The sequence below is a fragment of the Phaeobacter italicus genome, from assembly GCF_001258055.1.
Classification (GTDB): domain Bacteria; phylum Pseudomonadota; class Alphaproteobacteria; order Rhodobacterales; family Rhodobacteraceae; genus Phaeobacter; species Phaeobacter italicus.
In genome coordinates, this window is sequence record NZ_CVRM01000008.1 from 1 (window position 1) to 22,909 (window position 22,909).

The window sequence follows — 22,909 nt, forward strand, 5'->3', positions numbered from 1 at the left end:
GAAGGCCAGATTTGGCCTGCCAAATCTCTGCCGCAAAAACCGGGAGGCCCTGGCCTGCCTGTTTTTGTGGATGGCCCCCTTGAAGCTGACTGGCCGGTCTGTCGCGGCCTGATCATACCGGGGGGCGTGCGCCCCTTGACCGCGCAGCGCCCGGCACCAAGAGGAGGTCGCTGTAGGCGATCACCCGCGCCGGTGACGGCATACCTGGAACAGGGATCGGGCCGCCCCAAGATCGTCCCGGGGCGGCCCGTCCTCGTCAGAGGATTTAGTCCTGGGGATCTTTCGCGCTCGGTGGGAACATCACCAGCTCAGAGACCGCGACCGGGAAGTCGAGCTTGAGGCTGAAGAACTCCGATCCATCCCCGTTGCGGGTGTTGCGGAACATGGCACCCACGCGTTGGAAGCGGGTGCGCTCCTGGCCATCGGTGTCGGTGAACTTGACGGGGACGGTGACGACGTAGTGGTTGGTCATTTGGGTTACTCCTTGTTGCGATGGGGATCACCCGGCACGGGGGCAAGAGGCCCGGTCGCAAGCGCAAATGCGGAGGGTCCGCGGCCCCGCAGTGGAAGCCGTATTTGTGCTTGCCGAAGCGTCAGCGGAGGGCACGAACGGGCCGACCCCGTGCGATCCACATGCATAGCAAAAAGGAGGGACCCGAATGACCTCTGCCATCACGCAGTCGCCACCATCCGCGTCCACGTCCTGCCGAACCTGGCCGGGGTGCTGATGACGCCCGCCCGCGTGGGTGTGATGTTTAGAAACACACCCCGAGGGACGTGCAGGTCTTCAGCCTCATGTGCGACGTCTCGACCCCTCGCGTCTTGCTATGCTGACGATGTGCGAGAGGTGCGCACCATCCCCAGCCCGCACCGATGCGGATGGGCCAAACTCTGACGGACCGGATAGAGCGATGACAGTGCTGGCCGCAGCGAGTTACTGATCAAGTGTGACCGATCGCACGCGCCATGAGACATGACGAAAGGGCCGCCCGAAGGCGACCCTCTCAATTCACTTCTCCGCAGAGCTCTTCGCCGGGTCAGCAACCCGCATGACCGTCAGACCTTTCGCTTCCGCCTTCTGCCCGAGGTTCAGCGCGACTCCGTTGCCGCCGAAGAGGACAACCCCCGTCGCCGCGAACTTGTCGTCCAGCATCTCGTCGTTGCATTTGAACGGTGCCGCCCGCCCATGCGCAGACCAGCGAGGATCGAAGCGCGCCTGTGCTATCCCGCGTGCCCGGGCCCACCGAGCCGCGATCATCTCCGCCCCGTGCTTGCCACCTTTGTGGCAGAGGAAGATCTCCTGGTTGCGGTTCTGCTTGATCCGTTCGCGAACCTTGTCGAGCGTGTCGAAGATCACATCGACATCGGTCCAGTCGGTGGCGCCTGAGACGATCAGAGGCACCCCCTCGACTTTCGACTTCTCGGCGGTTTCACGGTCGTGCTGCTCCAGCAGTTGCCGCGCCTCGAAGACAGCGCCTGTCTCCTGCGCCCGAACACTTGCGCGCGACCCGGCTGCCGGGATGAAGGCGTGACCGGTCTCGATCTCGTAGCATTCCGCCGCCGCCTCGCTCATCACCTCGATGGCCCCGACGATCTCGCGCAGCTGCAGAAAGCGCGCCTGCGCCTCTTCGAGCGCGGTCTCAGCGATCTCTGATCCGTCATGGGTTTTTGCCAGGGCGCCAATCTTGTCGGCGGTCCGGTCGACCTCCTTGCCGAGCGCCACCTTGCGGCGCTGCAGGATCGTGGCGAGCCCGTGCGCCAGCGGTTCGATTTCTGCTTCAAGCCCAGTCCCTCGCAGCGGAGCGAGCAATGCCTCGAAGCTCTCGCGGATGATGCGGTCGGTCAGGATGTGATCCTCCGGGATCGGCAGCTGTGCGTCTTTCTCGGTCAGCCCGAAAAGCTCGATGGTCTCGTAGGTGTTTGCGGTGTCGTAAGCCATGTCTGGTCTCCAGTATTCGGTTGAGGAGCCACCACGCGAGTGTGGGGGCATGGCCGAATGCCTGGTTTCCGAATCTGCCCGGGTCAGGGACGGCGCAGCCGCCGGCTTGCCGGGCGCAAAAGTTTTCCGCGCGCGACACCCGACATACGCACACCCTCACGCACTGGACCGCCCCGCGCCACAGTCCCCGCCCTGGCCGAAAAGTTTTGCGATCCTTGACGCGGGCTGATTTGGGGGCCATCCGGAGGATATGCTTCCGCACTCATGTGTGTGTGTTTTGACGGTAGGTTTGCCCGACCCGAGCAGGCAAACGGCCCGACCGGGCGCGGGAGACGGATGAAGCGGCGGGATCGTTTTGGCCTCGGGCCAAAACAGACCAGAGCGCAATCCGGCGGAGCGGCCGGGGAGGGACGTGCTCGCGAGGCGGGCAAACCGGGACGCCAGGCGCAACGCCGCGGTGAGGCCGCATGGCCGAATGCGCGACGGACCGAAGGGCCGTTCTCCCCTGCGACACGCGAAGCCGAGCTGGGGAGGCCGCAAGGCTGTTGACGCATTTCACATTGTCGGCCTGCCCGGCTTGCCAGGTATAGCAATACTTGGTAGTCTATTGGAGCACCGAGGAGTTTGCCATGAGTGTTCAAAAGCAATCCGTCAGTTTCACCGACACCGCCTACACCTTCGCAAGGGAACTGGTCGAAGCAGGCGAGTACCCCAATGTGAGCGCCGCAGTATCGGGTGAATTGGCGAAGGCTAAGGCTGAACGTGACCGTGAGCGTACTTTGCTTGAGGCAGAACTGGAGCGCCGACTGTCCCTGCCACTCGACCAATGGGAACCCATCGGCGAAGCCTCCGACGTCACTGCAGGCGCACGGGCCCATCTTGCCGCGATGGCCAAAAAGACCTGATGCGTTTTGTTAGGCATCCGTTCTTCGAACGGGACGTTATCGGTATCGTTGATCATATTGTCGAGGTGACCGACGGTGACGTTGCAGCTGCAAGCCGCCGCCTGGATGAAATCGATGCCCTTATCCAAGAAATTTCTGCAAACCCAACATCTGGTGCTCGGCTCAGCGGCAAACTAGATGGATGGCTGGTGCGCCATGGCGGCGCCGGTCAGCGACTGACCATCGTATTCAAACCGGATGTAGACGCCGGGCAGGTTTATCTTGCTCTTGTCGCGTTCGGCGGCCGGGATTGGATGCGACTGGCGTCAGCGAGACAGGTGTTCGCTGACCAGCCTTAGAGCCATGGAGTGGCGGGGAAGTTTTAGACCGGACCTTCGCTGCGCTCAAGTTGAACGGACAAGATGCGGGACAAACCGGGCCTTTGTTCGATTGGCCAAGACTGGTGCGACCGGCCCTGACCTGCCATTCACAACGACACAAACATGCTGCACCGCGGCTCATCATTGCTGCCATTAGCCGCTTTTGCGAAGTCGGTGAACGGATGCCCGCTGCATCACTCCTTTGGCGCAGAATTTGCCAACTGCTCTGCAAAGGTGGTCAGCAGCTTGTGTTTCAATATCTTGCCGGTCGCGGCGGCGGGCAATTCGGTGGTCAGGATTATGCGTGACGGACGCTTGTAACTGGTCAATCGGTCGGAGACGAAAGCCCTGAGCTTTTCGGGGTCCAGTGCCGCTGGATCGGCGCATTGGACGAAGGCAAGGATTTCCTCGTTCCCCCCTTCAACGGCGCGGCCGATCACGGCAGACTGGATGACCTGAGGATGGTCGTTCAGGGCCGCCTCGACCTCAGGCGGATAGACGTTGAAGCCGCCGCGGATGATCAACTCCTTGCTGCGGCCGACCACGTGCAGGTTGCCAGCCTCGTCGATCTTGCCGAGATCTCCGGTGCGAAGCCAACCCTCTCCATCAATGGTTTTGGCGGTTTCGTCTGGGTTCTTGAAATAGCCTTTCATCACGTGTGGGCCACGGGTCAGGATCTCGCCGGTCTCGGTATCACTCTCGGCGCCGACCGATGTGTCGAGCCAGATCTCGATGCCTGGGAGAGGCGGACCGACGCTGGTGTCCGGCGTTCCGATCGGGTTGCGCGTACCGCAGATGCCGGCGGTGCTCTCGGTCATGCCGTACCCGTTCTGCAAGGCAAGACCATAGAACGCTTCGGCCTTGCGCTTCCAGGCGGGGTCCAGCGGGGCGGCGCCCGACGAGACATAACGCAGCTTGCTGTTTTCAAGGCGCGTGAACCCCTGATCGCGGGTGTATTGCATCAGCAGCGCGTGCATCTGCGGTACGCCGGGGAACACTGTTACGCCGTCCCTCAGCGCCTCGTAGACGCGGTCGGGACGGAAGCGGGTCTCAAGCTGTACGGTGGCACCGGCATGGCTCGCCGCCATCAGCATCGAAGCAAGACCGAACACGTGGGTCAGCGGCAGCACACCATAGACGCGGTCGCCGGGCGCCATGCCGCGGAGTTCGGCGGAAATGCGCCCGGCGAACAGCAGGTTGGCATGAGTCAGCATCACACCCTTGGGTACACCGGTCGTGCCGGTGGTATAGAGGATCACAGCGGTTTCATCTGGGCCGTTTTCCACCGGCTCCGGATTGCTTGGTGCGGTCACGGCCATGGCGATGGTGCCGAAAGACGTACGTTGGTTTTCGGACTGGGCGGTTTCTGCGTGGGCAGCAGCCGCGGTGGACACGGCGGTGGTGAAGATCGTGACACGAGGTGTCGCGTGATCCAGCACGCGACTGATTTCCGCCGGGGTCATGCGTGCGTTGACCGGAACGGCATAGGCACCCACTGTACTGGCGGCGAAGATGAGGACCGCTGTTGCATGGCAATTCTCGGAGACGATCGTAACTCGGTCACCGGGTTGAACGCCGTGACCGCGGAGGATCGCAGCAGCCTCAGAAATGGCTTCAAGGTGTTCGGCATAGGTCACCTCGCGCCCGTCACAATCCATGACGGCTACGGCGTCGGGCATCCGATGGGCCTTGTCGGCGACCAGGTGGTGAATGCGTGTGATTTGATCATTCATGAGGTTATGGCCTCGGCATGCTGTGTTGCAGTTTGGTGCGGGCGCAGACGCGACAGCGCCGTTTGCGCTTCCTGTTCCAGCTGCGCCACGATGTCGGCCAGTGGCGCGATACGATCCGTCAGGCCCAGCGATTGTCCGGCCGACAGCATCCCGCGCGACACGTCGCCGGTTTCATATGCCTTCCGGCCAATCGCGCCAGAAACGTGGGGCATAAGCGCCGCAATTCCGATATTCGGATCGTCAGCCTCAAGCTGTTTCACCATCTCGGTCGTTTCATTGCAGAGCGTTCGGACGGTGTTGCGCACGCTGCTCATCGTCAGCGTCGTGTCGCGTTCACTGGCTGCGACCAATGCCTGTTTGTACCCGTCGTGCGCGGTGACTTCCTCGGCCACAAGAAAGCGGGTGCCGACGACGACCCCGGACGCGCCACAGGCGAGCGCGGCAATGATCTGGCTGCCCGTTCCGATGCCCCCACCGATCAGGAACGGGATATCGAGGTCCCGCTCGGCCAGCGCCTGATTGACCATGCTTCCGATGAGATCCAGCCCGGGATGCCCGCCGCATTCTGCGCCGACGATCGAGACCATATCGACGCCAACCGCCTGCGCCTTCAGGGCGTAGCGCACGCTGGGCACCTTGTGCAGGACGGTGATGCCAGCCTGCTTCAGGATCGGCATGAAGGCTTCGGGGTTGCGGCCGGAGGTTTCGACGAAGCGGATGCCCTCGTCCGCGATCAGGCGGAAGATGTCGGCGATGTTTTCGCCTTCGACCAGTTTCGGAAGCATCGAGATGTTCACCCCAAAGGGGCGGTCGCCGCTCAAGGCGCGGCATTTCGCGATTTCCGCTCGCAGGACAGCGGGATCGGGAAAGCTTGCGGCAGTGATGAAGGACATGATGCCGGCCCGAGCGCCGGCGGCGACGTAAGACGCATCTGACAACCACATCAGACCACCAGCGACGATCGGCAAGCGGCAACCAAAGGCGCGTGTGACGGCGGTATCGAAAACCGGATCGGTCATGTATTCCGCCTCAGTTGCGCATATTCAGGCGTACGTTTCTCCAGGAAGGCGGCGATACCCTCTGCGGCCTCGGGCGCTGCGACGGCGTCAGCCATGGCATCGCGCTCGGCGTTCATCTGATCGCGTGGAGAAGCGGAGCGGGCGGCATTGACAAGCGCCTTGATCCTGCTCTGAGTGGCAGAGGGTCCGTCGCTGAGCCTGTCGGCAAGCGCGAGTGCGGCTGCAAAAACGTTTCCTTCTTCCTCCACCTGCGAGATCGCGCCGAGGGCGTGCAGGCGTTCGGCCGTGACGGGGTCGCCCAACAGCGCCATCTGCATCAGTGCGGCGCGCGGCAGATGGGCCGACAACGTGCTGGTCAATCCGCCATCGGGAACAAGCCCGGCCTTGACATAGGCGACGGTGAATTTCGCATTCTGATCCGCGACGATCAGATCGCAGGCAAAGGCGAGCGAGACGCCGGCCCCCGCGGCGCCGCCTTCGACTGCGGCAATCACGGGTTTGGGGCAGTCCATCACGGCGCGGATCACATCATGCAGGTCTTCGATTTTGGCCAGGCGTTCTTCTCGGGGCAAGTCGCGGCGGGTGGCGAGCAGGCCGAGGTCTCCGCCGGCACAGAAAAAGCCGCCCGCGCCGCGCAGGATGACCGAAGTGATGCGGTCTTCGCGGGCGGCAAGCTCCATCGCGTCGCGCAGAACCCGGTAAAGGTCGGGCGACAGCGCGTTGCGCTTGGCGGTGTTCTCGTTGACGACGACGAGGCGATCGCCGAGGTCCTGGAAATGGGCAAGCGGTTGCATCAGGCGTCCTTTCGTTCTGTTGGCGCCAGACGGTCCTGCGGCACTCGTTTGAAAACGCCGGTTGCCGTGGCGATGAGGGTGCCGTCGGCATCCCGTACCGTGCCGTCCAGGAACAACAGCGCGCGGCCGCCGCCGACCACGTGGCCGGTTGCCGTCAATTCGGCCCCCTTCCGGGCCGGGGCGACGAATTGCATACTGAGCGAGATCGTCAGAAACGGCGCACGCCCTTCGGGGTCCACCGTCAGGCTGGCAGTCGCACCAAGCGCATTGTCGAGCATGGCTGTTGCTATGCCACCGTGCAGCACACCGTGGCGGTTGAGGTGCTGATCGGTCAAGGACAGATGACACCGGGCGCACCTGTCCTGCTGGCCGACGTCCAGAACGTAGCCGATCAGACGCTGCGCGCCGGTTTCGTCTGTGATCAATCCCTCTGCGTTCATGGCTCAGGCAACGGCCAGCGCAACGAAACGTTCAAGGTGATGGATCGCGTCGCCAAAACGATGGTCGACCATGATCAGGCGCTTTGCCAGGTGGCCGAGTTCGTATTCTTCGGTCATGCCGATCCCGCCATGCATCTGGATGCTTTCCTCGGCCACCAGCTTGGCCGCGTTGCCGATCAGGTTCTTGGTGGCGCTGACATGCATTTCCCGTGTGTCGGCTGCGCTGTCGAGATGTCCGGCGAGGTTGATAACCGCCGACCGCGCCTGTTCGATTTCGATCAGCACATCGGCCATGCGGTGTTGCAGCGCCTGGAATTTCCCGATGGGCTTGCCGAATTGTTTGCGGGTTTTCAGATAGTCCGTGGTCAATTCCCGGATGCTTTCCATCAGGCCCAACGCCTCGGCGCAAATCGCCAGCGTGGCGCGGGCATTGACCTCGGCGATTGCGTCATAGGCACCGCCTTCGGGCCCCAAACGGGCAGCGGCACCAAGCCTGACATCCTCGAGCAGGATCTCGGCGGCCTGACCGCCCGAAACCAGGGGATAGCTGCGCAGAGCAATGCCGTCGATACCGGCGGGAACCAGGAACAGGCTGATGCCGTTCCGGTCCGCCGCTTGGCCGTCTGTGCGGGCGCTGATCAGGATGTGATCGGCGGCAGGCGCGTTGACAACGACGGCCTTACGGCCGTTCAGGACATAGCCGTCTCCGTCGCGGGTCGCGGTGGATTCGACCTGCGACATGTCATAGCGGCTGGATGGCTCGGCATGGGCAAAGGCGAGCTGGGTCGTGCCCGCAATGACGGACTCGATCTGCTGTTTCTGGACTTCGTTACCCAACGCCGCGATCAGGCCACCGCCCAGTACGGCCGTGTCAAGCAGGGGATCGACCGCGCCAACGCGGCCAAGCTCTTCAAACACAAGCGAAATGTCGAAGCCGCCGCCGGCAAAGCCGCCGTCATCCTCGGAAAACAGCGCGCCGATGACGCCCATTTCGGCAAGGCCGCTCCAGACATCCCGCGAAAACCCGCAATCGGCCTCGACCAACTCGGCCCGCAGCGCCGGCGTGTAGGTTTCCCTCAGAAAGCGGCGCAGGCCGTCCTGAAGCATCTTGCGTTCTTCTGTCAGTTCAAAATTCATGGTCTGTCCTTACAGTTCCAGAATGGCCTTGCTGATGATCGTGCGCTGGACCTCGTTCGATCCGCCGTAGATCGACAGTTTCCGGTTGTTGAGGTATTGCGCCGTGGCGCTTGCGGCGTAATCCGGACCGATGGGGCCCAGGTTGCTGCCCTCCTCCAGTGCCTCCGAGACAAACGGCATCGCGTACGGGCCCACGGCAGTACGGGTCAGCGCGTTGATTTCCTGGCGGATGGTGGTGCCCTTGATTTTCAGCATCGAGCTTTCCGCGCCGGGCGCCTGACCTGCGGCGGCCTGAGAAATGACGCGCAGGTTGGTGATCGACATGGCCATCAGATCGATTTCAACACGCGCAATCCGGGCCGCGAAATAGGGGTTTTCGATAAGTGGTCGGCCGTTTGACCGTTCGGCACGGGCTATTCGTTTCAGGTTTTCCAGACCGGCATTCGCAAAGCCCACGCCTGCGATATTGGTGCGTTCATGGGTCAGCAGGTATTTGGCATAGGTCCAGCCCTTGTTCTCCTCGCCCACCAGGTTTTCGACGGGCACTCTGACATCGTCGAAGAAAACCTCGTTCACCTCCGGCTCGCCATCGATCAGGATGATTGGGCGAACCTTGACGCCGGGGCTGTTCATGTCCACCAGCAGGAACGAGATACCCTCCTGCGGTTTGCCCTCTTTCGACGTGCGGACGAGACAGAAGATCATGTTGGCGTGCTGGCCGAGCGTCGTCCATGTCTTTTGCCCGTTGACGACATAGTGATCGCCGTCGCGGACCGCCGTCGTACGCACCGAAGCAAGATCCGACCCTGCGCCGGGCTCCGAATAGCCCTGACACCACCAGTCATCGCCATTCAGAATGCGCGGCAGATAGTACTCCTGCTGCTCCTTCGAGCCGAATTTTTGCAAGACCGGCCCGAGCATGGCCAGACCGAAGGGTACGATGCGCGGGGCGGCGGCCCTGGTCATCTCGTCCTCGAAAATGTGGCGCCGCACCGCATCCCAGCCGGCACCGCCGAATTTCTTGGGCCAATTGCCGGCGAGCCAGCCTTTCTCATTGAGAATGGCGTGCCATTCCTCGTGATCCTGCTTGGTCAGGGTCTTGCCCTGCTTGACCTTGTCCGCAAGTCGGGCCGGCAGCTTTTCAGCCAGGAAGCGTCGCACTTCGTCGCGGAACGCCTTTTCTTCGTCGGTGTAGTTCAGGTCCATCGGGCGGTCCTCTTCAGTAGATTTCAAACAAGCCGGCAGCGCCCTGGCCGCCGCCGATGCACATCGTCACGACGCCGAGTTTCGCGCCGCGCCGGTGGCCCTCGACCATCAAGTGACCGGTCATCCGCGCTCCGGTCATGCCGAACGGGTGGCCAACGGCGATCGAGCCGCCGTCCACATTGCAGATGTCGTTGTCGATGCCGAGCCTGTCCCGGCAATAGATCGCCTGACTCGCAAAGGCCTCGTTCAGTTCCCACAGGTCTATGTCGTCGACCTTCAGACCCTGCCGTTCCAGCAGGCGCGGAACAGCAAAGACCGGGCCGATTCCCATCTCGTCGGGTTCGCACCCGGCAACGGCAAACCCCCGGAAGGCGCCAAGCGGCGTTAGGCCCTGCCGCTCGGCCTCTTTCGCATCCATCATCACCAGCGCCGCTGCGCCGTCGCTGAGCTGCGAGGCATTACCGGCGGTGATGAACTGATCCAGACCGCGAACAGGTTCAATCTTCTTCAACGCCTCCAGCGTGGTCGAGGGGCGGTTGCATTCATCCTGCGCGATTGCCGTCTCGACCTCTGAAACCTCTCCTGTTTCCTTGTTCTTTTGCGCCATCGTGACGGTGATCGGGGCAATCTCCTGATCGAAGCGACCCGCCTCTTGCGCCGCAGCGGTGCGCTGCTGGCTTTGCAGGCCAAGTTCGTCCTGCGCCTCGCGGCTGATGCCGTACCGTTTGGCGACGATATCCGCAGTCTCGATCATCGACAGATAGAGTTCAGGCTTGTTTCCCTCGATCCAGGCCTCGCGCGAATGGCGTACCGGAGGCTGCACCATTGATATGCTTTCGACGCCCCCCACCAGCACGGCCTTTGCGCCTTCCCGTTCGATCAGATGCGCGCCCATGGCGACCGCTTGCAAGCCGCTGGCGCAGAAACGGTTGACGGTCGTGCCGGCGATGCCGACCGGCAGACCGGCGCGGATCACGATCTGGCGTGCGATGTTGCCGCCGGTGACGAATTCCGGATAGCCGCAGCCCCAAATGCTGTCCTCGATCAGTCCGGGGTCGATCCCTGCGCGCCGGACGGCTTCGGCTGCGGCGTGGCCGCCCATGGTCGCGCCGTGGGTGATGTTGAAACTGCCGCGCCCGGCCTTGCCGATCGGCGTGCGGGCGATGGAAACTATAACGGCGTCGGTCATGTGTCAGGTTCCTTTCAGCGCTGGTTCAGGCTGTCGAATGCGCGGCCCTCAGCCACCAGCTTTTCCAGCAGAGGAGATGGCGACCAGAAATGATCGTCCTCCTCGGCATAACTGCGAATGTCGGCGAGAATGGCGTCCAGCCCCGTCATGTCGGCGTATTTCATCGGCCCGCCGCGCCAGCGCGGAAAGCCGTAGCCGTAGAGAAAAACCACATCCACATCCAGCGGGCGCTGCGCGATCCCTTCATCCACGACGCACGCGCCTTCGTTGACCATCGCCGCCATGTAGCGGCGCACGATCTCGTCGTCCGTGAAGGTACGGGGGGTGATGCCCGCATCCGCGCGCGCTTGATCGACGATACGTTCCACCTCGGGGTCTGGGCGGCCCTTGCGGTCGCCCTGATCATAGATGTAGTAGCCGCGGCCGGTCTTCTGACCCAGCCATCCCTTGTGATAAAGCGCGTCGGCAAAGGACGGGTTGCGGTCGCGCGGATGCGCATCCGCGGCCTTGCGCTGGCGGGTGGCATAACCGATGTCCAGCCCGGCAAGATCCGAGACCTGATACGGTCCCATTGCAAATCCGAAATCCGTCATCGCTTTGTCGATCTGGTAGGGGCTTGCCCCGTCCAGAATCATGTGATCGGCGGCGGTGCGGTAGCGGGACAGGATGCGGTTGCCGATGAAACCGTCGCAGACGCCGGCACGCACCGCAGTCTTCCCAAGCTTCTTGGCAAGGGAAAAGGCGGTGGCGACCACGTCTGGGGCGGTCTTGTCGGCAACGACGACCTCCAGCAGTTTCATGATATGCGCGGGAGAAAAGAAATGAAGGCCGATCACGTCCTCGGGCCGCGACGTGGAGCCCGCAATTTCATTGACGTCGAGGTAGGAGGTGTTCGTCGCCAGAATCGCACCCTTCGCAAGGGTTGCGTCCAACCGCGCGAACACGTCCTTTTTCACATCCATGCTTTCGAACACGGCCTCGATCACCAGATCGGCACCGGACAAAGCGTCGTAATCCGTGACAGTCTTCAAAGCGTCCTGGAGGATCGCGTCACGTCTCTGTGCGCTGAGCTTGCCGCGCTTCACCGCGGCGTCCAGATTGTCGGCGATCGTCTTGCGAGCCTTGTCAGCCGCCGCGGAATCGCGCTCCACAAGCGCTACCGCCAGGCCGCTCAACACCGCCGAAGTCGCGATGCCTGCGCCCATTGTTCCGCCGCCAACGACGCCGATTTTTTCCACCTCGCGGGCCGCGATGCCGTCGATCTCCGGCAACTTGGCGACAGCCCGTTCGGCAAAGAAAGCGTGGATCAGCCCGGCGCGCTGAGGCGTGTCCATCAGGTGCAGGAACAACCGGCGCTCTTCGGCCAGACCGTCGAAGAAGGTGTTTTTCGTTGATGCTTCGACCGCGTCCACTGCGGTCAATGGCGCGACTTCTCCGCGGACCGTTTTCTTAAGTTTGGCGCGCCAGACAGCAATTGCGTCATCGGCCTTCGCCGCCGGCAGATCCTTGGTCGGACGGGCGGGGGCGTTGTCGGCCAACAAGCTGCGTGCATAGGCAAGCGCGGCAGCGCGGATGTCCGAACCTTCGCCAAGGTGGTCGACAAGGCCGAACCCGATGGCCGCATCCGCCGTTACGGGCGTGCCGCTGGTGATCATCTCAAGCGCCTTGTCGACGCCGACCAGACGCGGCAGCCGTTGCGTTCCGCCCGCGCCCGGCATGATGCCAAGCTTGACTTCGGGCAGGCCAAGCCGCGTTCCCGGCAGGGCCATGCGGTAATGCGCGCCAAGCGCGACCTCCAGCCCGCCGCCCAAGGCCATTCCATGCATCGCCGCGACGACCGGCTTGGTGCATGCCTCAATGTGGGTGATCACGTTGGGCAAGCTTGGGCTTTGCGGCGGTTTGCCGAACTCGGATATGTCCGCGCCGCAGATGAACATACGTCCAGCGCCGAGGATCACCGCGATGTCGGCGTCGTTGTCCGCCTCGAACCGGGCGAAGGTTTCGGACAGACCGCTCCGGACATCATGGGACAGGGCGTTGACCGGCGGATTTTCCACCGTCACTACCGCTACCCGGTTTTCGACCTCATAGGACACAGAACCCATCGTTATGCCTTTTCCTTTTTCAATTTCGTGATGCCGAATTCTGCCGTCACAGGTCCCGGTTGGCAGGGGCCGAGCCCTGACCCATGATCCGTTCAAGCTCCTGCACCGTGGCGTGAAGCTTGGGGCCGACCTCGGTCCGCATCCGCTCCACCGAAAGCATTTCGGGCAGCGCACCGCAGGTGAAAATCACGGATTCACTCAGGTCACGGGAATGGAACGGTACTGCGACGGCGTGGATGTTCGCCGCAAAATACTCCGCCGGATCGGCGATGACGAAACCGGAGGACAAAAGCTGCTGCTGAGCATCCTGGCGCACGGCGACCGCGCGGTCGGGCGTCAGCCCTCGGTCACCTTGCACCTCCGCCACCACGGAGTCCAAGTTCCCCTCAGACAGCGTGGCAAGAAACGCGTGACCAGACGATGATCCGTTGAACGGCAGGCGGTGGCCGACCTCCAGCCACAGCGACGCGACCGATCGGGGGCGCCAGGTCTTGACGATGAGCATCTTGCGGGCATCGCGCACCAGCAGAAGGCAGAGTGTCCCGGTTTCATCGGCGAGCCTCTGCATCAGCGGTGCAGAGAGATCCACAAACGTGATCGACGCGCTGGCCATGTTTCCGAGCGCGATCAACGCCGGGCCGGGGCGGTACCTGTCATTCCTGCGGGCATGGTTCAGATATCCGAGCGCCTGCAGGGTGAACGTCAACCGCGAGACCGTTGACTTTGGAATGCCCGTGCGCTCGGAAATTTCGGCATTGCCAAGACCGTCGTCCGAAGGACGAAACGCGCGCAATACGCTCAGCCCCCGCGCCAGTGTGGTTGCAAATCTGCGGTCTGTTGCTTCGTCCTTCATGCCTTTTTCGTCCGCCTTCCGTTTCATGGAACTCACATCGAATACGGGATCAGTAGGGAAATGATCGGGAAGGCCATGATCACGATCAGCACGATCACGTCGATGACCAGAAACCTGAGAATCCCGGAAAAGATCCTGTCGATCGGCACCTCTTTGCCCACCACGTTGGCGATGACAAAGACGTTCAGGCCAACGGGCGGCGTGATCAGCCCGATCTCCAGCAGCTTGATCACGACGACGCCGAACCAGATGAGGTCGAAGCCATAGGTTTCCACAAGCGGGATCATCAAGGGCAGCGTCAGAACCATGATGCCGATGGGATCAAGGAACATGCCGAGCAGCAGATAGATCACAGCGATCGCGGCCAACAGCAGGATTGCGGAGAGCTGCGCTTCGGTCACGAAGCTCACGATGGCCGGGGCGACGCCGGTCAGGGCGACGAAGGCGACGAAAATCTTGGCGCCGGCGGCGATCAGGAAGATGCTTGCGGTTTGGATGCAGGTTTCCCGAAGCGATTCAACCAAGCCGCGGAAGTCGAGCTTTCCCTGGACAAAACCGATGGCGACTGCAGCCGATACACAGATGGCCGCCGCCTCGGTGGGGGTGAAGAACCCGCCATATATGCCGCCGACAATGATTACGAACAGCGCGATCGCCGGCCAGGCTTCGAGCGCTGCACGGCCCCTGTCGCCCAACGAGATTTGCCCTTCGAACGCGGGGGCCGCCGCCGGGTCGCGGTGAACCCAGAAAAAGATGACCAGTACGAAGCCCAGCAGTGAGATGATGCCCGGAAGGATACCGGCAAGGAACAAGGCGCTGATCGAGGTTTCAGTGAAAATGCCGTAGATGATGAACAGGACCGACGGTGGGATCAGTGACCCCAGCGTACCCCCTGCTGCGACGCTGGCCGTGGCAAGACGTTTGTCATAACCCATCCGCAGCATCTCGGGCGAACAGATGCGGCCCATTGTGGACGCACATGCAATTGATGAGCCGGTGATCGCCGAAAACCCGCCGCAGCCGACCACGGACGCCATCGCCACGCCGCCCGGAACCCGGGCAAGCCAGACTCGCGCGGCATGGTAGATTTTCGTCGTGATTTCGGCGCGGTAAGCGATATGGCCCAAGGCGATGAACAGAGGGATCATCGACAGGTCGTAGGAATGGATCAGATCGAACGAGTTCGAGAAAACCAGCGAAGTCGTCGGCTTCAGCGCCCTTTCCGGCGTGAACGTGCCGGTGCGCAATGCGAAGACCGCGAAGGTGCCAACCGTGGCCACTCCGGCAAGCGCAAAGGCGATGGGTACGCGGATTGCCAGCAGCCCGATGACTGCTCCGAAGGCAATAATTCCGATCAGGGTGCCGTCCATCAGACGCTTTCCTCATGCTCGTGTTGGGGGGCCATCACGTGGTCGCCGGCACGGATCGTTCGGATGTCGCCGATCACCATCAGCAAGAGGCGCAGCCAGCAAAACGAAATCCCGATCAGAAAGACAACCCGGCCGGGCCATTTCGGCAGGTTGAGCTGGCCAAAGAAAAAGGCGCCGCTTTCCCAGGTATGCGCGACCTCTCTCCACCCTGCGGAGATAAGAGGGGACAACGCAAACAATCCGAAGATGCTGCCAAATACCACCAGCCAATCCTGGGCCCGAAGGGGCAGCTTTTTGCTGAGAAACTCGACTACGATATGCGCTCGGTCCAGTGTGGCTGCCGCCAAGGGCAGAACGATCGCGACCACCATCAATTCGCGCACCATCACGATGGTATCGGGGATGCCGGAGTTCACCGTGATCCGCAGAAGAACGCTGAGCGTGATCAGCGCCCCAAGGCCGAACACGGCGATGACGGCAAGGTCAAGCAGCAGTCTTTCGATACGACGCAGCATCCATCCACTCCGCAAGAATATTCAGGTAGGTATGTGTTGCGGCGCCGGTTTCAGGCGCCGCAACGTTGTGTGATGAAAAGGTCAGCTGCGGACCCAGGGATAGCCCTTGCTGTCACGCTCTTCGGTGTATTTCGTCAGCAGGGCGCGGTACTGTTCCAGCAGCGCCGCACCGTCCAGCCCGGCCGCATTCGCGCGCTCGACCCACTCGTCGACGTATTGCTTGCCCTGTTGCACAAGCTTGTCGCGCTCTTCCGCGGGCAGTTCGATCACCTCTACGCCTGCGTCCTTCATGGTCTGAATAGCGGCTTCGTTGTCGGCAGTGATCAACTCGCCCAGCTTGTCGGCCATGGCGACGCCAGCATCGGCCATGGCGGCTTGGGTTTCGGCGTCCAGCGCGTCGTATGAGTCCTTGTTCATGAAGATGCCAAGCGCGCCAACCTGGCCCCAGTCGAGGATGGTATAGCTGGTCATGACTTCCTGCTGCTTCAGCGCGGCCACCGCATAGGAATAGCCCTGCGAACAGTCGAGCAGCCCGGTGTCGAGCCCCTGGTAGGCGTCATAGATCGACATCGCGATCATGTTCGCCCCGAAATCGCGGAACGCGTCGCCATAGGCTCCGACGCCGCGGACCTTGAGCCCGTCAATGTCATCGACGGAGCGGATCGCGGTGTCCTTGCATCCGATATTGACTGCCGAGGTCGTGAAGGTTCCGAGGTAAACGAGGTTCTGGTCGGCGAGGCTTGCCTGAATCGCCTCGTTGGTCCGCATCAGTTCATCCGTTGCGCGCATCCCGACCCAGGCGTCGGCGTTGCGCAGCGGCAGGTCGGCAATTCCGTAGGCCAGCATTTCCTGCGGGAAATAGACGGCAATGATGGTGCCCAGATCTGCAACGCCATCGGCGATGGATTGTGCCGCCGCATTGGCTTTGAACAGCGCGCCGCCCCATTGGATGTCGAGTTTGACCTCGCCATTCGTGCGGGCAGTCACGTCGTCGGCGAAGGATTGCAGAGCTTCGGCCCGCGCTCCGCGGTTTGGGCCTGCCTCACCCAGAATCAGGGTCGTTTCGGCGGTCGCGATGGACGCAGCCGCCAGACAGAGAGCGGTTGCAGTGCTTGCCAGTAGGGTCTTCATTGGGTCTCCTCCCCAGAATAATTCCACTATGCGGAATTCTATTCTAACATGCGGCACAATAGAATCGACGCCAGCAGAAATCAAGGGAAAGTGTCAGAGTAAGAGAAAACCCGCTTTCCGACCGGTAGGAGAGCCAGTTCACATGTTCCGCGCAATGGCAGCACTGTTCGGTGCAATTGGCTGGAAACTTCAAACCTGGGTTTCAAGAAAATGCGTCTGTGGCGCCGTAGGACCGGTCGCTTGGAGGACTTTGGATCAGCACAATCTGGCGGCAGAAGAATATCGGGCTTGGAGTTGTATTTCCTGGTACGCAGCGGAGCGATGCAAGAGGAGACCGTGCCTTTGACCTATTGGAAGTCGCAGACGCCTCCGAGCGCGGTACCTGAGTAATAACCGCATAAGAACACGGCGACGGTCAGCTTGGGCAAACCGGTCCAGCACGGACAGCCTTAGTATTCCTTCTCCGGTGATTGCACTAACAGGTCAGATTGTACCAATGTCAGCTTTTCAGAATTCCGCCCGCTGGTTCGCCTATTGCGGCGAAAGTCCGGATTCCGCCCTTCGCGACTCATGCTGCGGGATACATCAATGAGTTATATGGGCTCGGAGCGGGCCTTCTCTGCGACAGACACGAACGACTGCAATTCGGAGGCGTCACCATGGACGGCCACAACACAGCAAAAGGGGAGCCGTGATCCCACGGCTCCCCTTTCGGTTCAGATCGTCTACCCCTCCCGGGCTGATCACGCGACCAGCGACAGCCCCGCGCCTGCGTCCTGCGGCTGCTCGCCGCTGTCGATGAACGGGATGATCGAGAAGGCCTGCCCGCCGCGCTGCTCTTCGTTCTGCACGGCGTTGACGCGCAGGTCGCCATCAGGCGTGTTGATCAGCAGTGACAAGTAGTCATTGCCCGTGCGGCTGCTTTTCGCCATCCAGGCCGAGCCGACGCGGATCGGTGTGCCCCGGGGCGAGCTGACCTCGATCCGGTAATCCGGGTGGGTCTCTTCGGTTTTGTAGCTGTTCTCGATCAGCGTGAACTCCAGATCGAACATCATGTTGGCGATGTAGCCGGTGAAGGCGTTGTCGGCGTCCATGGCGGTCAGCTCGCCCGAGATCGAGCCAGATTTCATCAGGCCGTTGGAGACCAGCGGGATGATCTCGAATTCGCCGCTCTCGGCCGCGCGCGCCTCTTTCGTCTGCACCGCGTTGACCCGGAAGGGGCCCAAGCCGACATCGATCTGCATCGAGATGTAGGGGTTGCCGCTGGTGTTGCCGGTCTCGTTCCAGGCCGTGCCGATGCGCACTTTGCGGCCGGACTTGTTGATCGCCGTCACGTCGTAATCCGGGCTGCGCGCGGACATCTTCGGGCGGGTTTCAAGCTGGATGGCGATATCGAAACGTGTCGAATGGATCATGCCGGTGTACTGAGCGGTTGCGGTCTCGACGTTGCGGGTGAGGGTTCCTGCGAACATGGGATAGTTCCTTCTTGGATTGGCCGGTGCCTGACGTTCTTGCCAGCGCATCCGGGATTGCTTTCTCGACCCCTTGAGGGATCACAGAACAGAAAGCTCGCTTTCCTTTCTTCCCAACCTTCAGTTCAGCGCTGGTGCCTGAGAGACTGTACCACCTCCCCGCCGGGTATGACGCCCCTCCCCTGCCCGTCTGGTCTTGATTGGCTGCCCGGATTTTCCGCGCTGTCCTCCGATCGCGCGATGAAGAACTCCGCTTCTCTTCCGTTCAACCGGTTCCCGCCCCGGTCGGTCAGGCCGATGCAGCTGCCGTTCGGCAGATAGGTGATGAGGTACTGACCGAGCCGGTCCTTATGAACAACGTAACCGGTATTGGCCCAATGAACGGTCTGCCCGGCATCGACCGCAGCCTTGATTTCTTCGAGTGTCATGCGATCCTCCTCGCTATTCTGCTGCCACTGGAGCCACGTCTTCTGTAGCATCTGGTGCCAGCCCAACGATCCGGTCCAGAATGGTCCCCGTGTCGATCCCGCCCCCATGCGGTAGGAACACCCGTAGCTGGAATGCGATGATCTCGGTGAAACACCCCATTGCCTTGAGGCCTTCGATCATGCCCCGATCAGCACCAGCGAGCTCGAGGCGCATCTCACCTGCGACCCGGCGACGGGTCAGGGTGAGACCCCGGCCCAGATCGACCGGCGCGGTGGTGCCGAGGACAGCAGTCAACATCTCCTGCGGTGTTTGCGGGTTGGAGACGAGGAAGCGGGCGCGCAGCGCGGCCCCCCCTTCTTCGCTCAGCGTGCGCCCGATCATGGCGGTCGCCCCGTCCGGCGTGACGCGGTAGATACGCTCATTGGTGGTCGGGATGTCCTTCCAGATCGGCAGCAGGAGACCGGTCAGCAGATAGAGCTTGGTCGTGGTGGTTTTTGGCAGGGCAGCCGCCTCTTCATCCCAGAGCCGAATGAACTCAGACTTGCCGATCTCTTCCCAGGCCGAGGACTCGAAGCGCATCTCCTCAAGGTAGCTCGACCCGTTGGGCCGTACCGCCTTGCGCATCAGCGTCACGATATCCTCGTCATACATCTGCATGGGGCGGGCCGAAATGAGCGCGGCGCGGCCGGAGGCGCGATTCACCATCTTGGTCTTGTCCAGATTGCGCGATATAGCCTCTTCGGCCCCAAGAACGTGGACAGGGTCCGTCACCTCGAGCCCGATGATCCGCGTCACGGCGCCGGATTTCGGGCAGGTCCAGAGATCCTCGGTCGAGACCTGTTCGATCTTTTCGCCGCGCAGGGTTTCCACGCCGAGATCGAGCGTGCCCGCCGCGCGCGCCCGTTCGGTCTGATCAGCGATCCGGCGCATGAACTCGGCAAAGAGCGCGTTCTGCATGTGGATGGGAAGGGCCAGCACCCGATTAAGGAAGCGCTGGATCGGCGGCAGCTCCTCAAGGAGCACCCCGTCCTTGTCGATCAGCCGCAGGGCCGTCCAGTCGGTGAAGCTCTCGTAGCTCATCGCCTCGGCGCGCCCGGCGGCAAGATCGGCGAAATACCCACGCAGCGCCGCTCGCGCGATCGGGCTTTCGAGATTGTCCTCCTCCCGGAACATGCCCTGCGAGCCGGTCTCGCGCTGGCCCTTCGTCAAGGCCCCCAGCTGGTCGAGGCGCTTGGCGATCGTCGAGGTGAAGCGCTTCTCGCCATGCACATCGGAGGTGCAGACCCGGAAGAAAGGCGCGCTGACCTGGGCCGATCGATGCGTGCGCCCCAGCCCCTGGATCGCCGCATCGGCACGCCAGCCAGGCTCCAGAAGATAGTGCCGCCGCCGCTTCTGGTTCTTCGCCGTTTGGGCCGCGTGATAGGATCGGCCCGTGCCGCCCGCATCGGAGAAGATCAGGACATCCTTCTCGCCGTTCATAAAGGCCTGGATCTCGGAGGAATTGCTGCTGGGGCTGCGCTTTTCGATGAAGAGATGGCCGTCCTCGGCCTTGAGGGGCCGGATCGATCGGCCCGTGACTTCTGCGACGGCCTCGTCGCTAAAGGCCCAGAGGATCTGGTCGAGCGCCGCGGGGATCGGGGCCAGCGTCATTAGCTCTATCATGGCCGCGTCACGCAGGGCGAGCGCCTCGCGCGAGACAACCAGCGCCCCGGTCTCATCCCGCAAAGGTTCCGCCACCATATTGCCGTCGATTTCCACGAGCTTTTGCGCGTGGATCGGGAAAGCCTGTTCGAGGTAGCCCAGAACATAGTCGCGCGGCGTCAGGGCACCCTCGACGAGCTCGTCGTCGGGGTCCATCGTTTCAAGCCGGCGTTTCAGCAGGCTCTCGCCTGTCGAAACCACCTGAATGACGCAAGCGTTGCCCGCCGCGAGGTCATCCTCGATGGCGCGGATGATGGTCGGGGCTTTCATGCCCATCAGGAGGTGGTTGAAGAAGCGCTGCTTCGTGCTCTCGAAGCGAGATTTGGCCGAGGCACGTGCGGCCGAGGCATTGGTCTCGCCAGAGGCGTCGTTGACGCCAGTCGCCGTCAGCGCCGCCTCGAGATTGTGGTGGATCGTCCGGAACGCGCCCGCATAGGCATCGTAGATCTCGATCTGGGCCGGGATGAGCGCGTGTTCAAGCACGTCGTACTCCACCCCATCAAAGCTGAGGGCGCGGGCCGTGTAGAGCCCGAGCGTCTTGAGATCGCGCGCGACCACCTCCATGGCCGCGACACCGCCTGCCTCCATCGCCGAGACGAAACTCTCGCGGCTCGGGAAGGGGTATTCCGGCCCCTGCCCCCAAAGACCAAGACGCGCAGCATAGGCGAGGTTGTGCACGCTCGTGGCACCCGTGGCCGAGATGTAGAAGACGCGAGCCCGGGGTGCTGCCAGTTGCAGCCGCAAACCTGCAAGGCCCTGCTGGGAGGGTTTGACCCCCCTGCCCTGCTCGGACCCGGCGGCGTTCTGCATGGCATGAGCCTCGTCAAAGGCCAGCACGCCCTCAAAGTCGTCGCCCATCCAGTCGAGGATCTGGCTCAGTCGCGTGGTGCCGCATTTGCCCGCCGAGCGCAGCGTGGCGTAGGTGACAAAAAGGATACCGTCCCCCATCGGGATGGGCTGGTCGGGTTTCCATTTGGAGAGCGGCTGGATGTCGGCAGGCGAGCCGCCAAGATCGGTCCAGTCGCGGATCGCGTCCTCGATAAGCGTGGCGGATTTGGAGACCCAGATCGCCTTCCTGCGCCCGGCCAGCCAGTTCACCAGGATCAGCCCCGCGCATTCGCGGCCCTTGCCACAACCGGTGCCGTCACCGAGGAAGTAGCCGAGGCGATAAGCATTGGCGTCCGGGTCATCATCGGCCCGGGTGAGCTTGGTCTGGTCGTCATCGATGGTAAACCGACCGGGCAGGTCGCGCCCATGGGCATCATGCGCCATGATGATGGTCTCGAGCTGTGCCTCGGAAAGATGCCCCTCCTCGATCAACCGTGCGGGCAGGCGCAAGTCATCACGGCCCGTGTTTGAGGGCACGGGCGGCGCGACAGAGGCCATGGCGATGCTTTCGACAAGCGGCGTTGGATGTTCCTGCGCACCCGGGATCTCGATCCGCTGCGGACGGTAGCGCGCATAGATGTCCGAGACGGGCGTGTTGTCGCGCGGAGCCTCAAGGCTTGTGAAAGTGAGCGGTATGGCGGCGTTGGTCTGAGCGTTGGACGCCGCAACTCTGGCAACTGGGCGCTTGCGCGTGACAGGTACTGGACCGACCGATCGCGCATGAGGGTTTTTCGCCGCCTGTTGTGCGGGGCGCGTCTCAGACCGGGTTGCGGCCACGGCGTCGACAAAAGGAAGGGCTTCATCCAAGTCGCTGACGCTGGCGCGGATCATCTCGCCGTCCTCCTGCACCTTGTCGAAGACCATCAACTGGGTTTCCACAGAGGTGCCGAGCTTGCGGTAAACCTGTCCCGGCATCGTGAGGGCCAAGCGCGGCGTCAGGAGACCGCAAGCGCGGGACCAATGCGCGGCATCGCGTTCGGGCGTGAATCCCGGCGGCATGATCGCCACCAGCCGCCCGCCATGCGCGAGACGCTTTGCAGCCGCAATGAGATGTTTGGCGGCGATGTGCTTGTCGCGGGAGCGATCGACCGAGGAGGCGAAAGGCGGGTTCATCACCACGATGTCGGGTAGAACCGGCGTCTGCAACAGATCGTCGATATGCTCGCCGTCATGGCTCGTCACCTCGCCACCGAAGACAGCGCGCAGGAGGCGCTGGCGAAAGGGATCGATCTCGTTGAGGAATAGCGTGGCACCAGCCCGTGCCGCGAACGCGGCAAGGGCACCGGTGCCAGCCGAGGGCTCCAAAACAGTCTCGCCCTTGCGGATCGCCGCCGCCCGCAAGACCAGCGCCGCAAATGGCAGCGGCGTGGAAAACTGCTGCAGCCGGGTTTGCTGCTCTGACCGGCGGGTTTCTGTCAGCAGCCGTGAGGCAAGGAGCTTTGCGGTGGCGATGTCACCCGCCGAGTTGTCCCCACGAAGCAGCACCTGGATGGCCGCGGCCTGCATCAGGTCGTAGGCCATCCGCCAGTCCCATGCGCCGCTGGCATCACTGCCGTTGAACGTCTCGCGCATTATGCGCGCAAGCGCTGAACTGCACAGGGGCTGGTTGTCGATTTCCGCGCCAATCTGTGCGAGGGCGGAGACGAGGTCAGCGGCGGAGATTAAGAGAGCCGAGTTTGCCGGTTTGGGCTTGGACATGAGGTTTTCCTTTGGATCAGGGTCTG

19 protein-coding genes are annotated in these 22,909 nt (G+C 62.5%); 2 read left to right on the top strand and 17 right to left on the bottom strand.

Annotated elements, in window-relative coordinates:
* Positions 1-265: 265 nt before the first annotated feature.
* Positions 266-472, bottom strand: coding sequence for a hypothetical protein (locus NIT7645_RS02680; protein ID WP_050686035.1), 207 nt, complete (start codon positions 470-472; stop codon positions 266-268).
* A gap of 537 nt (positions 473-1,009) precedes the next feature.
* Entirely contained in the window at positions 1,010-1,939 is a 930-nt protein-coding gene (locus NIT7645_RS02685; RefSeq protein WP_050686036.1) for a DUF2493 domain-containing protein, read from the bottom strand.
* Between the two features lie 629 nt (positions 1,940-2,568).
* Between NIT7645_RS02685 and NIT7645_RS02690 the strand changes: the two genes are divergently transcribed.
* Positions 2,569-2,844: a hypothetical protein gene (locus NIT7645_RS02690; RefSeq protein ID WP_050686038.1), complete on the top strand. Its 276-nt coding sequence runs from the start codon at positions 2,569-2,571 to the stop codon at positions 2,842-2,844.
* Positions 2,844-3,182: a hypothetical protein gene (locus tag NIT7645_RS02695; RefSeq protein WP_050686040.1), complete on the top strand. Its 339-nt coding sequence runs from the start codon at positions 2,844-2,846 to the stop codon at positions 3,180-3,182. Before NIT7645_RS02690 ends, NIT7645_RS02695 begins: the two co-directional genes overlap by 1 nt.
* A gap of 215 nt (positions 3,183-3,397) precedes the next feature.
* Here NIT7645_RS02695 and NIT7645_RS02700 read toward each other — a convergent pair whose 3' ends face one another.
* The 15 genes from NIT7645_RS02700 to NIT7645_RS02770 form a co-directional block, all read right to left on the bottom strand.
* The gene (locus tag NIT7645_RS02700) at positions 3,398-4,936 is read right to left on the bottom strand and encodes a class I adenylate-forming enzyme family protein (protein ID WP_173644448.1); all 1,539 of its coding nucleotides are present in this window, start codon (positions 4,934-4,936) and stop codon (positions 3,398-3,400) included.
* On the bottom strand, positions 4,933-5,955 hold the full coding sequence (locus NIT7645_RS02705; protein WP_050686042.1) for an NAD(P)H-dependent flavin oxidoreductase: 1,023 nt from the start codon (positions 5,953-5,955) through the stop codon (positions 4,933-4,935). Before NIT7645_RS02705 ends, NIT7645_RS02700 begins: the two co-directional genes overlap by 4 nt.
* The gene (locus NIT7645_RS02710) at positions 5,952-6,749 is read right to left on the bottom strand and encodes an oxepin-CoA hydrolase, alternative type (RefSeq protein ID WP_050686044.1); all 798 of its coding nucleotides are present in this window, start codon (positions 6,747-6,749) and stop codon (positions 5,952-5,954) included. The genes NIT7645_RS02705 and NIT7645_RS02710 overlap by 4 nt, the downstream gene beginning before the upstream one ends.
* Positions 6,749-7,174: a PaaI family thioesterase gene (locus tag NIT7645_RS02715; RefSeq protein WP_242656150.1), complete on the bottom strand. Its 426-nt coding sequence runs from the start codon at positions 7,172-7,174 to the stop codon at positions 6,749-6,751. Before NIT7645_RS02715 ends, NIT7645_RS02710 begins: the two co-directional genes overlap by 1 nt.
* Before the next feature lie 18 nt (positions 7,175-7,192).
* Positions 7,193-8,326 (bottom strand): acyl-CoA dehydrogenase family protein, encoded by a 1,134-nt coding sequence (locus tag NIT7645_RS02720; RefSeq protein ID WP_050686048.1) that lies wholly within the window; start codon positions 8,324-8,326, stop codon positions 7,193-7,195.
* 9 nt (positions 8,327-8,335) lie between these two features.
* The gene (locus NIT7645_RS02725) at positions 8,336-9,532 is read right to left on the bottom strand and encodes an acyl-CoA dehydrogenase family protein (protein ID WP_050686052.1); all 1,197 of its coding nucleotides are present in this window, start codon (positions 9,530-9,532) and stop codon (positions 8,336-8,338) included.
* Between the two features lie 13 nt (positions 9,533-9,545).
* Positions 9,546-10,721, bottom strand: coding sequence for an acetyl-CoA C-acyltransferase (locus NIT7645_RS02730; protein ID WP_050686054.1), 1,176 nt, complete (start codon positions 10,719-10,721; stop codon positions 9,546-9,548).
* Positions 10,722-10,735: 14 nt separating this feature from the next.
* The gene (locus NIT7645_RS02735; protein ID WP_050686056.1) at positions 10,736-12,826 is read right to left on the bottom strand and encodes a 3-hydroxyacyl-CoA dehydrogenase NAD-binding domain-containing protein; all 2,091 of its coding nucleotides are present in this window, start codon (positions 12,824-12,826) and stop codon (positions 10,736-10,738) included.
* 46 nt (positions 12,827-12,872) lie between these two features.
* The gene (locus tag NIT7645_RS02740; RefSeq protein WP_242656151.1) at positions 12,873-13,706 is read right to left on the bottom strand and encodes an IclR family transcriptional regulator; all 834 of its coding nucleotides are present in this window, start codon (positions 13,704-13,706) and stop codon (positions 12,873-12,875) included.
* Positions 13,707-13,711: 5 nt separating this feature from the next.
* On the bottom strand, positions 13,712-15,049 hold the full coding sequence (locus tag NIT7645_RS02745) for a TRAP transporter large permease (protein ID WP_050686058.1): 1,338 nt from the start codon (positions 15,047-15,049) through the stop codon (positions 13,712-13,714).
* Positions 15,049-15,564, bottom strand: coding sequence for a TRAP transporter small permease (locus NIT7645_RS02750; protein WP_050686064.1), 516 nt, complete (start codon positions 15,562-15,564; stop codon positions 15,049-15,051). Before NIT7645_RS02750 ends, NIT7645_RS02745 begins: the two co-directional genes overlap by 1 nt.
* Before the next feature lie 81 nt (positions 15,565-15,645).
* A complete protein-coding gene (locus NIT7645_RS02755) occupies positions 15,646-16,695 on the bottom strand; it encodes a C4-dicarboxylate TRAP transporter substrate-binding protein (RefSeq protein WP_050686066.1) in 1,050 nt (349 codons plus the stop codon).
* Positions 16,696-17,438: 743 nt separating this feature from the next.
* Positions 17,439-18,167: a DUF736 family protein gene (locus NIT7645_RS02760; protein ID WP_050686068.1), complete on the bottom strand. Its 729-nt coding sequence runs from the start codon at positions 18,165-18,167 to the stop codon at positions 17,439-17,441.
* Between the two features lie 125 nt (positions 18,168-18,292).
* Complete coding sequence (locus NIT7645_RS02765) at positions 18,293-18,595, bottom strand: hypothetical protein (protein WP_050686125.1); 303 nt, start codon at positions 18,593-18,595, stop codon at positions 18,293-18,295.
* A 13-nt stretch (positions 18,596-18,608) separates the two neighbouring features.
* A complete protein-coding gene (locus tag NIT7645_RS02770) occupies positions 18,609-22,883 on the bottom strand; it encodes a strawberry notch family protein (protein ID WP_050686070.1) in 4,275 nt (1,424 codons plus the stop codon).
* Between the last annotated feature and the right edge of the window lie 26 nt (positions 22,884-22,909).

Coding starts and splice junctions, on each gene's coding strand:
- NIT7645_RS02685 (WP_050686036.1), bottom strand. CDS start 1,939: ATGGCTTACGACACCGCAAACACCTACGAGACCATCGAGCTTTTCGGG.
- NIT7645_RS02710 (WP_050686044.1), bottom strand. CDS start 6,749: ATGCAACCGCTTGCCCATTTCCAGGACCTCGGCGATCGCCTCGTCGTC.
- NIT7645_RS02695 (WP_050686040.1), top strand. CDS start 2,844: ATGCGTTTTGTTAGGCATCCGTTCTTCGAACGGGACGTTATCGGTATC.
- NIT7645_RS02680 (WP_050686035.1), bottom strand. CDS start 472: ATGACCAACCACTACGTCGTCACCGTCCCCGTCAAGTTCACCGACACC.
- NIT7645_RS02705 (WP_050686042.1), bottom strand. CDS start 5,955: ATGACCGATCCGGTTTTCGATACCGCCGTCACACGCGCCTTTGGTTGC.
- NIT7645_RS02730 (WP_050686054.1), bottom strand. CDS start 10,721: ATGACCGACGCCGTTATAGTTTCCATCGCCCGCACGCCGATCGGCAAG.
- NIT7645_RS02755 (WP_050686066.1), bottom strand. CDS start 16,695: ATGAAGACCCTACTGGCAAGCACTGCAACCGCTCTCTGTCTGGCGGCT.
- NIT7645_RS02760 (WP_050686068.1), bottom strand. CDS start 18,167: ATGTTCGCAGGAACCCTCACCCGCAACGTCGAGACCGCAACCGCTCAG.
- NIT7645_RS02690 (WP_050686038.1), top strand. CDS start 2,569: ATGAGTGTTCAAAAGCAATCCGTCAGTTTCACCGACACCGCCTACACC.
- NIT7645_RS02725 (WP_050686052.1), bottom strand. CDS start 9,532: ATGGACCTGAACTACACCGACGAAGAAAAGGCGTTCCGCGACGAAGTG.
- NIT7645_RS02700 (WP_173644448.1), bottom strand. CDS start 4,936: ATGAATGATCAAATCACACGCATTCACCACCTGGTCGCCGACAAGGCC.
- NIT7645_RS02720 (WP_050686048.1), bottom strand. CDS start 8,326: ATGAATTTTGAACTGACAGAAGAACGCAAGATGCTTCAGGACGGCCTG.
- NIT7645_RS02765 (WP_050686125.1), bottom strand. CDS start 18,595: ATGACACTCGAAGAAATCAAGGCTGCGGTCGATGCCGGGCAGACCGTT.
- NIT7645_RS02745 (WP_050686058.1), bottom strand. CDS start 15,049: ATGGACGGCACCCTGATCGGAATTATTGCCTTCGGAGCAGTCATCGGG.
- NIT7645_RS02770 (WP_050686070.1), bottom strand. CDS start 22,883: ATGTCCAAGCCCAAACCGGCAAACTCGGCTCTCTTAATCTCCGCCGCT.
- NIT7645_RS02740 (WP_242656151.1), bottom strand. CDS start 13,706: ATGAAACGGAAGGCGGACGAAAAAGGCATGAAGGACGAAGCAACAGAC.
- NIT7645_RS02735 (WP_050686056.1), bottom strand. CDS start 12,826: ATGGGTTCTGTGTCCTATGAGGTCGAAAACCGGGTAGCGGTAGTGACG.
- NIT7645_RS02750 (WP_050686064.1), bottom strand. CDS start 15,564: ATGCTGCGTCGTATCGAAAGACTGCTGCTTGACCTTGCCGTCATCGCC.